Annotated in this window: 14 protein-coding genes; 12 read left to right on the top strand and 2 right to left on the bottom strand. The window is 61.6% G+C overall.

Going from position 1 to position 13002, the window contains the following annotated elements; translation table 11 throughout:
• Positions 1–211: 211 nt before the first annotated feature.
• On the bottom strand, positions 212–1135 hold the full coding sequence (locus tag ACP690_RS13295) for a LysR family transcriptional regulator (protein WP_022674945.1): 924 nt from the start codon (positions 1133–1135) through the stop codon (positions 212–214).
• 110 nt (positions 1136–1245) lie between these two features.
• Here ACP690_RS13295 and ACP690_RS13290 point away from each other — a divergent pair, with 110 nt between their 5' ends.
• From ACP690_RS13290 to ACP690_RS13235, 12 genes are all read left to right on the top strand, one after another.
• Positions 1246–2403, top strand: coding sequence for a muconate/chloromuconate family cycloisomerase (locus ACP690_RS13290; protein ID WP_066667191.1), 1158 nt, complete (start codon positions 1246–1248; stop codon positions 2401–2403).
• A 5-nt stretch (positions 2404–2408) separates the two neighbouring features.
• Positions 2409–2699, top strand: coding sequence for a muconolactone Delta-isomerase (gene catC, locus ACP690_RS13285; RefSeq protein WP_022674943.1), 291 nt, complete (start codon positions 2409–2411; stop codon positions 2697–2699).
• Positions 2700–2761: 62 nt separating this feature from the next.
• Positions 2762–3655 (top strand): dioxygenase, encoded by an 894-nt coding sequence (locus tag ACP690_RS13280; protein ID WP_022674942.1) that lies wholly within the window; start codon positions 2762–2764, stop codon positions 3653–3655.
• Between the two features lie 24 nt (positions 3656–3679).
• A complete protein-coding gene (locus ACP690_RS13275) occupies positions 3680–5068 on the top strand; it encodes a Rieske 2Fe-2S domain-containing protein (protein ID WP_022674941.1) in 1389 nt (462 codons plus the stop codon).
• Positions 5065–5553, top strand: a complete 489-nt coding sequence (benB, locus tag ACP690_RS13270) for a benzoate 1,2-dioxygenase small subunit (protein ID WP_022674940.1) — start codon at positions 5065–5067, stop codon at positions 5551–5553. The genes ACP690_RS13275 and benB overlap by 4 nt, the downstream gene beginning before the upstream one ends.
• A gap of 21 nt (positions 5554–5574) precedes the next feature.
• Positions 5575–6606: a benzoate 1,2-dioxygenase electron transfer component BenC gene (gene benC / locus ACP690_RS13265; protein WP_022674939.1), complete on the top strand. Its 1032-nt coding sequence runs from the start codon at positions 5575–5577 to the stop codon at positions 6604–6606.
• The gene (benD, locus tag ACP690_RS13260) at positions 6603–7379 is read left to right on the top strand and encodes a benzoate diol dehydrogenase BenD (RefSeq protein ID WP_022674938.1); all 777 of its coding nucleotides are present in this window, start codon (positions 6603–6605) and stop codon (positions 7377–7379) included. The genes benC and benD overlap by 4 nt, the downstream gene beginning before the upstream one ends.
• A 10-nt stretch (positions 7380–7389) precedes the next feature.
• Positions 7390–8100 carry a CoA transferase subunit A gene (locus ACP690_RS13255; RefSeq protein ID WP_022674937.1) on the top strand — a complete coding sequence of 237 codons (711 nt, stop codon included), beginning with the start codon at positions 7390–7392 and terminating at the stop codon, positions 8098–8100.
• Positions 8100–8768 (top strand): 3-oxoacid CoA-transferase subunit B, encoded by a 669-nt coding sequence (locus tag ACP690_RS13250; RefSeq protein ID WP_022674936.1) that lies wholly within the window; start codon positions 8100–8102, stop codon positions 8766–8768. Before ACP690_RS13255 ends, ACP690_RS13250 begins: the two co-directional genes overlap by 1 nt.
• The gene (gene pcaD, locus ACP690_RS13245) at positions 8768–9544 is read left to right on the top strand and encodes a 3-oxoadipate enol-lactonase (protein ID WP_066667190.1); all 777 of its coding nucleotides are present in this window, start codon (positions 8768–8770) and stop codon (positions 9542–9544) included. Before ACP690_RS13250 ends, pcaD begins: the two co-directional genes overlap by 1 nt.
• A gap of 6 nt (positions 9545–9550) precedes the next feature.
• Positions 9551–10753 (top strand): 3-oxoadipyl-CoA thiolase, encoded by a 1203-nt coding sequence (gene pcaF, locus ACP690_RS13240; protein WP_022674934.1) that lies wholly within the window; start codon positions 9551–9553, stop codon positions 10751–10753.
• 31 nt (positions 10754–10784) lie between these two features.
• A complete protein-coding gene (locus ACP690_RS13235) occupies positions 10785–12122 on the top strand; it encodes an MFS transporter (protein ID WP_022674933.1) in 1338 nt (445 codons plus the stop codon).
• Positions 12123–12360: 238 nt separating this feature from the next.
• On the opposite strand, the gene ACP690_RS13230 is transcribed toward ACP690_RS13235, so the two are convergent.
• Complete coding sequence (locus ACP690_RS13230; protein ID WP_022674932.1) at positions 12361–12741, bottom strand: nuclear transport factor 2 family protein; 381 nt, start codon at positions 12739–12741, stop codon at positions 12361–12363.
• Positions 12742–13002 lie beyond the last annotated feature (261 nt).

Raw genomic sequence — 13002 nt, 5'->3', positions numbered from 1 at the left:
CGCGCTTCCACCGACAGCCCGCCTCGCAGCTGGCGCCATGCAGGTTGCGGGGCTCGCGGCTCCTGCTGATCGGTTCCGACAAGAAGTAGGAGAGCAACTTTCAGCTGACCGCAGGCATCGACCTAGACTTGGGCGAGGCCATCGCGCAGGGAAGGTTTCGCGATGGCCCCTAAGCTTACTTAAAAAGAGGGCGTCGATGCTGCTAGTTTAGTTATACCGTGATCAACAGCGCTTCGGGCACAGGATATTTCCAGTCGTTGTACTTGCGCGCGATGATACGCATGAAAGCAGAGATTTCTGGTGAAAAATCGCCGACACGGTGGCTCATAATGATAGGTGAATGGGCGGGTTCTAGTAGCTCTAGGTAACGAACGTCGTCCGGGCGTGCTCGCTTTACGGATTCTGGAATGATGGCGACTCCCTCCTCCGCCGCCACTAAGCCAATCGCAATCTGCAATTCTCTAGCTTCGTGGATGACGCTGGGCGTGAGACCATTGTCATGAAACAGCGACAGAACTTGATCGGCGTAGCTCGGCCGCGGAGCGCTCGGGTAAAGGATTACTTTTTCGCGAGCGAGTGCCGCCAATGAAATGGGACCGCCGTCTATGCCCAGTGTGCTGGCAAGCGGTACCGCTGCGATTAGGGGTTCTCGTCGCAGGACGGTGCGTCGCACGGCAGGATCCTCAAATCGGATGCGCCCAAAGCCAATATCAATACGGCCTTCCTTTAGAGCAGCGATTTGATCAAGGGTCGTACTCTCCACCAGCGTCAACTCTACATCGGGTAGCTCGGAGCGAAACTCACGTATTAGTGCCGGCAGCCGGGCGTAGATCGTGGATGACACGAACCCAATCGTAAAGCGCCGCTTATCGGTCGCGATCGCGGCCTCCATCATCGCACGCATGTCTTCGACACGCCGCAGAATTTGCACGGCCTGATCGTGGAAGAAGTGCCCCATGGGCGTCAGGGAAAGCGGCCTGCTCGTACGATCGATCAATTCTGCACCGATCTCGGCTTCCAATTGCTGGATTGACCGGCTGAGGGGCGGCTGCGCCATGTGCAGCCGCTCTGCCGCCTTATTGAAATTCCGTTCGGCCGCGACGGTCACAAAATAGCGAAACTGACGAAGATCCATCGCTTGAATACCCTGTGAGTATCGTGAGCAAACCACATTGATCTTTGCGCGTCCAGCCCCTCCGACGTACCTATGCTGGGATAACGTAGAGCTGAGGATGTGGAGAGGTCATGGTCACGATCGCAGAGATCGATACCTTCATCGTCGATATTCCGACGATACGTCCGCATGTCCTAGCGATGGCGACGATGCATCACCAGTCGATCGTACTGGTGCGAATGCGCGACTCCGACGGTTTAGAAGGTATCGGTGAAGGCACGACGATCGGCGGCCTCAGCTACGGTGAGGAGAGCCCTGAAGGTATAAAACTCGCCATCGACAGCTACATCGCTCCTGTGCTCAGGACCTGCGACCCGACTAGAGTCGGCGCCGCCATGGCCAAGGTGACGCAAAGCGTTTTCGGCAACCATATCGCTAAGTGTGCGGTGGAGACGGCGCTTTTAGATTTGGCAGGCAAGCGCCTGGGAGTACCGGTGTCCGAGCTGATCGGTGGGGGACGCGTCCGCGACAGTCTTCCGGTTGCGTGGACGCTGGCGAGCGGTGACACCGCGCGCGACATCGAGGAAGCGGAGCGCGTTCTCGATCTTCGCCGGCATAACATCTTCAAGCTCAAGATCGGCAAGCGATCGGTCCGCGACGACGTCTCGCATGTCGCTGCCATCAAAAAGGCGGTTGGTGACCGCGGCAGCGTCCGTGTCGACGTCAACCAGAACTGGGATGAAGCACAGGCCGATCTCGGTATGCGTCTATTGCAAGATGCCGGTGTCGACCTCGTCGAGCAACCAGTCGCAAGGCATGCGCACGCATCGATGGCGCGGCTGTCGGCTAAGCACATCGTGCCGCTGATGGCGGACGAGGCGCTACATGGTCCCTGTGACGCCTTCGCTATTGCCGCCTGCTCGGGCGCCCGCATCTTCGCGGTGAAGATCGCGCAATCGGGTGGTCTGCTACCCGCACATGCTGTCGCGACGATTGCCCATGCCGGCGGTGTTGGCCTCTACGGCGGGACGATGCTTGAAGGCGGTGTCGGGACAGCGGCGTCGGCCCATCTGTGTGCAACCCTTCCGACGCTCGCATGGGGCACAGAGCTGTTCGGTCCGTTGCTGCTTACCCAGGACATACTGGCAGAACCGCTTCGCTACGCCGACTTCGAGCTCGCGGTCCCGACCGGTCCCGGCCTCGGTGTGGCGCTCGATGAGGACCGCGTGGCTTTCCATCGTCGAGACCGCACCGCACCCACACTCCACGTCGTTGCAGAGAGGGCCTGACGACCATGTTGTTCCAGGTAGAGATGGACGTGAACATACCGATCGGCTTCGACGCCGAAGAAGGCGCCCGCCTCAAAGCTGCCGAAAAGGCGCGGTTCCAGGATCTCCAGCGTGCGGGCACATGGCGGCACATCTGGCGGGTCGTAGGCCAATACGCGAATGTCAGCATCTTCGATGTCGCTTCGAATGCCGAACTGCATGACATTCTAATGAGCCTGCCGCTCTACCCTTTCATGACGATGCGGGTCACTGCCCTGTGCCGCCACCCGTCATCGCTCCACGACGACGACCGCTGAAGCAGCCGCAACTGATAGACCGCCCAAGGCGGCGACCAGATAGAATTCCAGGAGAGACCCCCATGGACGTTTCCTTCGTACAGACCCCCGCAATCCAGGACCTGCTCGACCGCGTTGCCGGTACAGCGTCAACCGACGGCAATCCTCGGGTGAAGGCCATCATGCGCGATCTCGTCGAAGCAACCATGACGATCATCGTCCGTCACGATATCAGTGAGAACGAGGTCTGGAGTGCGGTCAACTATCTGCAATCGGCTGCCGGAGAATTTGGCCTCCTCATGCCCGGTACGGGCATCGAGCATTTCCTCGACCTGTACATGGACGCCAAGGATGCGGAGGCGGGCAAGACCGGCGGCACACCGCGTACGATCGAAGGCCCCCTTTACGTCGAAGGCGCTCCGCTAGTCGAGAACGACGCCAATCTGACGGATGACCCGGATGAGACGACCACCCTCTACATGACAGGTCAGATCACGGGACCTGACGGGGAGGCGGTGAAGAATGCCATACTTCACGTCTGGCACGCGGACTCGCGTGGGTTCTACTCGCACTTCGATCCGACCCACGAACAGACGCCCTTCAATAACCGCCGGCGGATCAAGCTCGGCGACGATGGGCGCTACTCGTTCCATTCCAAGATGCCGAACGGCTATAGCGTCCCGCCGGGTGGTGCGTCAGATCAGCTGATGAAGGTCTTGGGTCGACACGGCAATCGCCCTGCCCACGTTCACTTCTTCATCGAGGCTCCCGGCTACAGGCAGCTGACGACACAAATCAACTTCGGTGACGATCCTTTCGCCGCGGACGACTTCGCCTTCGGCACCCGCGAAGGCCTGCTGCCCGTGCCGAACCGGCAGGGCGACAGCGCTCACATCGCTTTCGATTTCCAGCTGCAGCGCGCTGAGGTGGCAGACGACGAGGCCTTCTCAAACCGCGCCCGGCTCGCCGTCGCCTGACATTCGTCGCAAAGGAGAAGCACCATGACCGACCTTCGCGCAAATATCCGCGAACGCCTCGAAACCGCGGTCGTTGACGATCCCGCCACGGGCGCATTCCGCTGCCGACGCGACGTATTCACCGATCCGGCCCTGTTCGACCTCGAGATGAAGCACATCTTCGAGGGGAACTGGGTCTATCTCGCCCACGAGAGCCAGATACCGGAGAACAACGACTATTTCACGACCTTCATCGGCCGTCAGCCGATCATCATCACGCGCGACAAAACTGGCCAGCTCAACGCGGTCATCAATGCCTGCGCGCACCGGGGCGCGATGCTCTGCCGCAAGAAGCATGGCAACAAGGGCAGCTTCACCTGCCAGTTCCATGGTTGGACGTTCAGCAACGCGGGCAAGCTTCTCAAGGTTAAGGACGGCAAGACGGGAGACTACCCCGAGGCGTTCAACACTGAGGGTTCGCACGATCTGACCAAGGTAGCGCGTTTCGAGAACTACCGCGGTTTCCTGTTTGGCAGCATCAACCCCGACGTGCAGTCGTTGGAGGATTGGCTTGGCTCGACCCGCGTGATCATCGACCAGATGGTCGACCAGGCGCCAGAAGGGCTGGAGGTGCTTCGCGGGAACTCATCCTACGTCTACGACGGCAACTGGAAGCTTCAGATGGAGAATGGCGCGGACGGCTATCACGTCAGCGCAGTCCACTGGAATTACTCGGCAACGACCGGCCGGCGCAAGGAGGAGGCCACCAAGGCAGTCGACCCCGATGGTTGGTCGAAGAGCGTTGGCGGCGTCTACGGCTTCGACAACGGCCACATTCTGTTGTGGACACGGCTCCTCAACCCTGAGGTTCGCCCCGTATACGCACACCGCGAGGAGCTGGCGGAGCGACTGGGCGAGGAGCGTGCCAAGCCGATCGTCGATCAGACGCGCAACCTGTGCCTCTACCCCAATGTGTATCTGATGGACCAGTTCTCGACGCAGATCCGGGTCATCCGTCCGGTGAGCGTGGATAAGACCGAGGTCACGATCTACTGCTTCGCGCCGAAAGGCGAGGCGGACGCCGAAAGGGCGCTTCGCATCCGTCAGTACGAGGACTTCTTCAACGTCAGTGGGATGGGCACGCCTGACGATCTGGAGGAGTTCCGCTCCTGCCAGACCGCCTACGAAGGCGCAGGCGATTTGTGGAATGATCTGAGCCGCGGCGCTACGCACTGGATCGCGGGTCCTGATGAGAACGCCACGGCGATGGGTCTAGAGCCTACGCTCAGCGGCAATCGCAGCGAGGATGAGGGTCTGTTCGTGCGGCAGCACGAATATTGGGCGCAGACGTTGATCGCGGCCCTCGACAAGGACGATGGTGGCGACGGCGGCAGCACTGTCCGGCAGGTCGACCGTTTGCGGGTGGCAGCATGACACTCGCTTATGACCGGGTTGCCGCGTTCCTCTTTCGGGAGGCGCGGCTGCTCGACGATCGGCAGTGGGATGAATGGCTGACCTGCTACGCGCCCAACGCAGTGTTCTGGATGCCGGCTTGGGACGACGACGACAAACTGGTCGAAGACCCTCAGCGTGAGATTTCGCTGATCTACTATCCCAATCGGGATGGGCTGGAAGATCGCGTCTTCCGCATCAAGACCGAGCGATCGGGAGCAAGTATGCCCGAGCCACGTACGAACCATGCCGTCACAAACATTGAGGTGACGAGCGAGACAGACGGTGTGCTTGAGGTACGGTTCAACTGGCATACGCTCAGTCACCGCTACAAGGAGACGCTGAGCTTCTTCGGGACATCCTATTACACCATCGACGCGACTGGTGATCAGCCGGTCATTACCAACAAGAAGGTCGTGCTCAAGAACGACTACATCCGCCAGGTGATCGACATTTATCACATCTGACGCCGGGCTCGAGAGGATCACATGGGCTACCGTATCGCACTCAACTTCGAGGACGGCGCTACGCGCTTCATCGACTGCAACGCAGGCGAGAAGGTGCTCGACGCCGCGTTCCGCCAGAAGATCAACCTGCCGATGGACTGTTCGGACGGCGTATGCGGCACATGCAAGTGCCGCTGCGAGCAGGGCAGCTACGAGCTTGGCGACGAGTACATCGAAGAAGCGCTGACCGAGGACGAGGCGGAAGAAGGCATGGTCCTGACCTGCCAGATGCAGGTCTCGTCCGATTGCGTGATCGCAGTGCCGGTGCCGTCGTCGGCGTGCAAGGTGAAGCCCGCCATACATGGCGGCGAAGTTGCCAGCGTGGAGATGGTCTCCGACAGCACGATCATCCTCACGCTGCGGGTGGACGATCCCGCCGCTCTAGGCTTCCTCCCGGGCCAGTACGTGAACCTGATGGTTCCGGACACTGGGCAACACCGCTCCTATTCGTTCAGCTCCAAACCTGGCGCGGCGGAAGCCAGCTTCCTTATCCGCAACATTCCGGGCGGCCTGATGAGCAGCTGGCTTAGCGAGAAGGCGCAGCCCGGCGCTCGGATGAGCTTTGTCGGACCGCAGGGCAGCTTCTTTCTGCGAAACGTCGATCGCCCGACAATACTCCTCGCCGGTGGCACCGGCCTAGCGCCGATCCTGTCGATGTTGGAGGTCCTTGCTGATCAGGGCACCGAGCAGCCGCTTCACCTGATCTATGGCGTGACCAAAGATGGCGACATGGTCGAGATGGAGCGCATCGACGCTTTGGCCGCCCGCCTGCCGACGCTGACCTCTGCGGTATGCGTCGCCGATCCGGAGAGCGGACATCCCCTCAAGGGTTATGTCACCGAGCATCTTTCGGACGACCACCTCAACGCCGGTGACTGTGACATCTACCTGTGTGGACCGCCGCCCATGGTCGAGGCTGTACGCACCTTTCTGCGGGACAAGGGCGTTGAGCCAAAGCACTTCCACTACGAAAAATTCGCGCCCAGCGAGAGTTCGGTAAAGGCTGCGGCATGATCTTTGCCGACCGGTTCCGTGGCAAGACGATGGTCGTGACGGGCGCGGCGCAGGGCATCGGCCGCGGCGTTGCGCTACGTGCGGCCGCTGAAGGTGCGGCCGTCATGCTTGTCGATCGCGCCGACTTTGTCGCCGATGTCGCACATGAAGCAGGCAGGGCCGCGCGCGCCTTTGTTTGCGATCTCGAGACGAGCGAGGGTGCCGTATCGGCGATGCGCGCGGCCGAAACCGAGTTCGGCCGCGTCGACATCCTCGTCAACAATGTAGGCGGCGCGATCCGTATGCGACCGTTCGCCGAGTTTGAGCCGCAGCAGATAGAGGCCGAAATCCGGCGATCGCTCATGCCAACGCTCTGGAGCTGCCACGCCGTCCTGCCAATCATGCTCCACCAGGGAGTGGGTACGATCGTCAACGTCTCGTCCAACGCGACGCGTGGCATCCGACGGGTACCCTATTCGGCGGCCAAGGGCGGCATCAACGCAATGACCCAAAGCTTGGCGATGGAATACGGTGACCGCGGCATCCGGGTCGTTGCTACGGCGCCGGGCGGAACGCAGGCCCCGCCCCGCATGGTGCCGCGCAATCCCGACGGGGACGACGCACGTGAGCAGGCCTGGATGGCTGAGGCGGTCGAGCAGGTCACGACGTCCACGTTCCTCGGACGGTACGCGACGCTCGATGAGCAGATCGCGCCGATCCTCTTCCTCGCCTCGGACGAGGCATCGTACATCACCGGCTCCATCCTGCCCGTCGCGGGCGGTGACCTGGGCTGATCGGAGCGACATGAAGAACAAGGTCTACGACAATCCGGCGGCGGCCCTCGACGGGCTGCTTTTCGACGGCATGACGATCATGTCGGGCGGCTTCGGCCTGTCCGGCAATCCCGAAAGCCTGATCCCGGAAATTCGCGCAAGCGGGGTGAAGGGGCTGACCGTCATCTCCAACAACGCCGGCGCCGACGGCTTCGGCCTCTGGATGCTGCTGGAGACCCGACAGATCGCGAAGATGATCTCGTCGTACGTGGGCGAAAACAAGCTTTTCGAGCAGCAGTACCTCTCGGGCGAGCTTGACCTTGAACTTACGCCGCAAGGAACCTTGGCTGAGCGCATTCGTGCGGGCGGTGCGGGCATCCCGGCATTCTACACCAAAACGGGCGTCGGCACCGTCGTGGCGGAGGGCAAGCCCGTCGAGAACTTCGACGGAGAGGAGTACGTCCGCGAGACCTGGCTGCGATCCGACCTGTCGATCGTAAAGGCCTGGCGGGCGGACCCGGCGGGCAACCTCATGTTCCGCAAGACCGCGCGCAACTTCAACCCGAACATGGCGACAGCGGGTCGGGTCACTGTGGCGGAGGTCGAGGAGATCGTGGAAGCGGGCAGCTTCGACCCCGATTGCATCCACACGCCCGGCATCTTTGTCGACCGGGTCGTCCTGTCGACCATCAACGAGAAGCGGATCGAGAAGCTGACGGTTCGCGAGAAGGAGGACGCGTGATGGCCGGCGATACGAAGGGCTGGACCCGCGAACAGATGGCGGCGAGGGCCGCTCGCGAGCTGCAAGACGGGTTCTATGTCAATCTCGGCATCGGCATACCGACGCTGGTAGCCAACTACGTTCCTGAAGGTCTTGACGTGACGCTTCAGTCAGAAAACGGAATGCTCGGAATTGGCCCATTTCCTACGCGTGATGCGGTCGATCCTGATCTCATCAACGCCGGCAAGCAGACGATTACAGCGCTGCCCACGTCCAGCTTCTTCTCGTCGGCGGACAGCTTTGCGATGATCCGCGGCGGGCACATCGACATGGCCGTTCTCGGCGCGATGGAGGTCAGCGAGACTGGTGACATCGCGAACTGGACCATCCCGGGCAAGATGGTGAAAGGCATGGGCGGCGCGATGGATCTCGTCGCCGGCGTCAAGCGTGTTGTGGTCGTCATGGATCACGCCAACAAGGCAGGCGTATCTAAGATACTGCCGGCCTGCACCTTGCCGCTCACCGGCAAGGCGTGCGTTGATCTGATCATCACGGACCTGGCCGTTCTCGCATGCGACAAGCCTGGATTACGCCTGATCGAGCTGGCCCCAGGCATCACCGTGGACGAGGTGCGGGCGAAGACTGATGCATCATTCACAGACGAAACCGCGTTAGAGCGCGCTGCCTGATGCCTTTCATCCGATCGCAAGGCGCTGACATCTACTGGAAGGTCGAAGGCGACACCGCTGCTCCGTCGCTGGTGCTGCTGAATTCCATTGGGACCGACATGGACCTGTGGGACGCGGCAATTCCCGCGCTTAGGCATCGGTTCTCGCTTTTGCGCATCGACACCCGTGGTCACGGCGCATCCGATGCCCCGGCAGGAGACTATGAGCTGTCGATGCTCGCAGGCGACGTGGCAGCGGCTATGGATGCAGCTGACGTTGAAGCCGCATTGGTGGCGGGCGTGTCCCTGGGCGGCATGATCGCCATGCAGCTTGCAATGGACGCGCCGGAAAGAGTTACCGGCTTGGCGCTCATATGCACCTCGGCAACGATGGATCGATCCGCCTGGACGGCTCGGGTCGAGAAGGTGCGGGAGGAAGGCGTAGCTGGGATCGCTGACCTTGCCATGTCGCGGTTTCTATCGCCAAGCTTTGTGCAAGCCAGGCCCGAGATCGCCGCCAGCGTACGACGTGGCCTGCTCTGTATGGAGCCGGCAGGCTATGCCGGGTGCGCGGCTGCTATCCGTGACATGGACATCGCTGATCGCTTGCAAACAATCTCCGTTCCAACGCTCGTCGTCTCGGGGGACCGCGATACCTCGACACCGTTCGTCGGTCATGGCGAGCACCTGATCGAACGCATCTCGGGTGCTCAACATGTCATGCTCGATGCTGCTCACCTTGCTCCGCTTGACGCACCAAACGCCCTTGCCGACGCCATTATCGACGCCTTCGTCTGAGGTCCCATGCCTGACGCCTTCATCTGCGACGCCATCCGTACCCCCATCGGCAAGCTCAATGGCGGCCTGTCATCGATCCGCGCCGACGACCTCGCGGCCATCCCCATCCGCGAGCTCGCCGCACGCAACGCAGGCGTAGACTGGGAAACCGTTGACGACACGATCCTTGGTTGTGCCAACCAAGCGGGAGAGGACAATCGCAACGTCGCGCGCATGGCCGTGCTTTTGGCCGGGTTGCCTGAAGCCGTGCCAGGTACAACCGTCAATCGCCTCTGCGGCTCAGGCCTAAACGCTGTCGGCATCGCGGCGCAGGCGATACGCTGCGGGGATGCACAGTTCATAATCGCCGGCGGTGTCGAGAGCATGAGCAGGGCACCGTACGTGCTCGGCAAGGCTAATTCAGCCTTTGACCGCTCTCAGAAGATTGAGGACACGACGCTGGGATGGCGCTTCGTCAATCCCGCGATGCGTCACGCCTATGGCGTCGACTCCATGCCCGAAACCGGCGAGAACGTCGCTGACGTGTGGCGCGTATCACGCGAAGATCAGGACCGCTTCGCCCTCGCCAGCCAGGAGAAGGCCGCAGCAGCTATCGCTAGTGGTCGTGTGGCGGCTGAAATCGTGTCGGTCAGCGTTCCTCAGCGAAAGGGCGATCCGATCGATTTCTCACAGGATGAGCATCCGCGCGCGTCAAGCCTGGGCGCTCTTGCCAAGCTGAAGCCGGTGGTACGCCACGACGGTACGGTGACGGCGGGGAACGCCTCCGGGCTAAATGACGGCGCAGCAGCTATGCTCGTCGCCTCCGAAGACGCCGCATCACGTAACGGGCTTCGTCCTCGCGCACGTGTGCTTGGCATGGCAGCAGCTGGCATCGCGCCAAGGATCATGGGCGTCGGTCCGATCGAGGCGGCGCGCAAGCTGAGCAGGAATACCGGGATTAGCCTTGATCGGCTCGACGTGATCGAGCTGAATGAGGCATTCGCCAGTCAGGCCATCGCTACGTTGCGTGATCTTGGCATCGCGCAGGATGATCCGCGCGTAAATCGGAACGGAGGGGCTATTGCGTACGGCCATCCGCTCGGCATGTCGGGTGCGCGGATTACGATGACGGCCGTTGAGGAGCTGCATCGCACCGGTGGTCGCTACGCCATGGCATTCATGTGCATCGGCGTCGGCCAGGGGATCGCGCTCATGCTGGAGCGTGTCTGAGACGTCACCGATTTTGCAGGGGAGTAGGTCTATGGCAGGCACCGTGGTCAACGACATTGTCGACGAGGCCACGTTCGGCCGCTTCCACTGGACAATCGTCGTCCTCTGCGGCCTGCTCCTCATCGTCGATGGCTACGACGTCTTCATCTATGGCGCGATCCTGCCCCAGCTGATGGAACAGTGGGACCTCACCCCACCCCAGGCGGGCTCGCTCGCAAGCTGGGCGCTGTTCGGCATGATGATCGGCGCGCTAACCTTCGGATCGCTGGGCGACCGGATCGGGCGCAAGCGCTGCATCGCCATCTGCTTCTCCATCTTCAGCGTGTCGACGATCGTCAACGGCTTCGTCGGGAACACAACGGAGTTCGGGGTCATGCGCTTCCTGGCGGGACTAGGATGCGGTGGGCTCATGCCCAACGCCGTGGCGCTGACGAATGAATATGCACCGAAACGCCTGCGAACGACGCTCGTGGCGCTGATGTTCAGTGGCTACGCAGTCGGCGGCATGGTAGCCGCCGGGCTCGGCATCTGGCTGCTGCCGACGTTTGGTTGGCGTGCCATGTTCTTCGCTGCCGCGGTGCCTCTTTGTCTGCTCCCGATCGTGCTCTGGAAGCTACCTGAGTCGCTCGCCGTTCTGATACGTCGGGGGGACGAGGGACGTGCGAGTGCCATTCTGACGAAGATCGCACCCGGCCGCACGGTCCCGGGCGGCCAACTGGTCCTGCGGGACGCTAAAGCGGGCTCATCCTCCATCGCCGCGCTGTTTCACGATGGCCGGGCGGGTGGAACGCTGGCGCTGTGGACATGCTTCTTCTGCTGCCTGCTGATGGTGTACGCGCTCGGCTCCTGGCTGCCGCAGCTGATGCGCACCGCCGGCTACGGGCTCGGCTCGAGCCTGTCGTTTCTTCTTGCCCTCAACTTCGGCGGTATGTTCGGCGCCATCGGCGGCGGGCGGCTTGCCGACCGTTACGGACTGGTGCGCGTTGTGGTCAGTTCCTTCGCGATCGGCGCGACGTGTATCGCGCTGCTCGGCGCGAAGAGCCCGACGGCCGTCCTCTACCTGCTGATATTCGTCGCGGGAGCAGGCACGACGGGCACGCAGATCCTCCTCTACGCGACCGTGGCGGACTTCTACGGCGCTTCTATCAAGACGACGGGGCTCGGCTGGGCCTCGGGAGTCGGTCGGGTCGGAGCGATCGTCGGGCCGCTGCTGGGCGGACTGCTGCTCGCTGCCAAGCTGCCGATGGCGTTGAACTTCGTCGCTTTCGCGGTGCCGGGGCTGATCTCGGTCGCGGCGATGATGCTCTTCGCTCGGCGGTACAGGTCGCACGTTCCGGACGAGCTGCCGGGGGCCGCGCTACCCGCCTGAGGCCGTCAGCCGTCGGTGCCCGCATCAAGGACGTAGGCTCAGCAGAATCGGTCAGGGTAGGCAAGCCCATCGCCTGCCCGTGCGATCAGCGCATACTTCCCGGCTGTCTCACTGCAGGCTCCCTGTTACGAAGAACCGGCGGGCGCTCAAAGGCGGTACTCGATCGATAAATGGCTGGCAGCCTTCGGGACCGTACGGAGCAGGCTCAATGGCAGAATGTGGGAGTACGGACCCCTCATCAGAACATGCCGTTCGGGTTTTCAAAGTGGTCGGGGATAATTTGAAGCACATCCCAATGCTCGACGATACGACCCTCATCATCTAATCGGAAGATGTCGATGCCAGCGTAGTCGTGGTCTCCGGGCCAGTGCTGATGGCAGTGCAGGACCACGGTATTTCCTTCTGCAATAGTCCGCTTGAATTCGACTCTCTTGCCAGGCCACTCTCGTGCCATCCGCTCAAAATAGTCGATAAATGCCTGCTTTCCGGTAGCGACTTGAGGGTTGTGCTGGATATATTCTCCGCCGACATATTGCTTGATTGCCTCAGCAGGTCGGCAGTCGTTGAACATCATCTCGTAAAAGGCGATCACGTTCGCCTTATTTAGCTCCAATGACATCTAACAGCATCCTTCCCTGAGAAAACGATCCTCTTTTGAAATGGTGTCGCGAACGGCCGGTCCGGGATCGGGCGCTAATCCCAAGCCAGCGGACCTCCCGCTAGCATTCCCCTTTCACCATCCCGATCGGAGCAGTCGCCGGGCTTAGACCCCATGACTGCCGGAGCCTTGGAGGCTCGAATCTGAGATGCTGATGATGGATTTGTCAGCAGCGGAGACGAGTCATGACGGAGGCAGTGAAATACGTTGGTCTGGACGTTC

The sequence above is a fragment of the Sphingomonas sp. DC4900 genome (genome assembly GCF_049896485.1).
Lineage (GTDB): Bacteria > Pseudomonadota > Alphaproteobacteria > Sphingomonadales > Sphingomonadaceae > Sphingomonas > Sphingomonas aquatilis.
Note: the sequence above shows the minus strand (reverse complement) of the source record. Positions and strands in the feature narration are given on the sequence as shown.

What these genes read in the sequence shown, in the direction of transcription:
- ACP690_RS13230 (WP_022674932.1), bottom strand. Translation starts at nt 12,741, where the DNA reads ATGTCATTGGAGCTAAATAAGGCGAACGTGATCGCCTTTTACGAGATG.
- ACP690_RS13250 (WP_022674936.1), top strand. Translation starts at nt 8,100, where the DNA reads ATGGCCGGCGATACGAAGGGCTGGACCCGCGAACAGATGGCGGCGAGG.
- benB (WP_022674940.1), top strand. Translation starts at nt 5,065, where the DNA reads ATGACACTCGCTTATGACCGGGTTGCCGCGTTCCTCTTTCGGGAGGCG.
- ACP690_RS13290 (WP_066667191.1), top strand. Translation starts at nt 1,246, where the DNA reads ATGGTCACGATCGCAGAGATCGATACCTTCATCGTCGATATTCCGACG.
- pcaF (WP_022674934.1), top strand. Translation starts at nt 9,551, where the DNA reads ATGCCTGACGCCTTCATCTGCGACGCCATCCGTACCCCCATCGGCAAG.
- catC (WP_022674943.1), top strand. Translation starts at nt 2,409, where the DNA reads ATGTTGTTCCAGGTAGAGATGGACGTGAACATACCGATCGGCTTCGAC.
- ACP690_RS13255 (WP_022674937.1), top strand. Translation starts at nt 7,390, where the DNA reads ATGAAGAACAAGGTCTACGACAATCCGGCGGCGGCCCTCGACGGGCTG.
- ACP690_RS13295 (WP_022674945.1), bottom strand. Translation starts at nt 1,135, where the DNA reads ATGGATCTTCGTCAGTTTCGCTATTTTGTGACCGTCGCGGCCGAACGG.
- ACP690_RS13280 (WP_022674942.1), top strand. Translation starts at nt 2,762, where the DNA reads ATGGACGTTTCCTTCGTACAGACCCCCGCAATCCAGGACCTGCTCGAC.
- ACP690_RS13275 (WP_022674941.1), top strand. Translation starts at nt 3,680, where the DNA reads ATGACCGACCTTCGCGCAAATATCCGCGAACGCCTCGAAACCGCGGTC.
- benD (WP_022674938.1), top strand. Translation starts at nt 6,603, where the DNA reads ATGATCTTTGCCGACCGGTTCCGTGGCAAGACGATGGTCGTGACGGGC.
- ACP690_RS13235 (WP_022674933.1), top strand. Translation starts at nt 10,785, where the DNA reads ATGGCAGGCACCGTGGTCAACGACATTGTCGACGAGGCCACGTTCGGC.
- benC (WP_022674939.1), top strand. Translation starts at nt 5,575, where the DNA reads ATGGGCTACCGTATCGCACTCAACTTCGAGGACGGCGCTACGCGCTTC.
- pcaD (WP_066667190.1), top strand. Translation starts at nt 8,768, where the DNA reads ATGCCTTTCATCCGATCGCAAGGCGCTGACATCTACTGGAAGGTCGAA.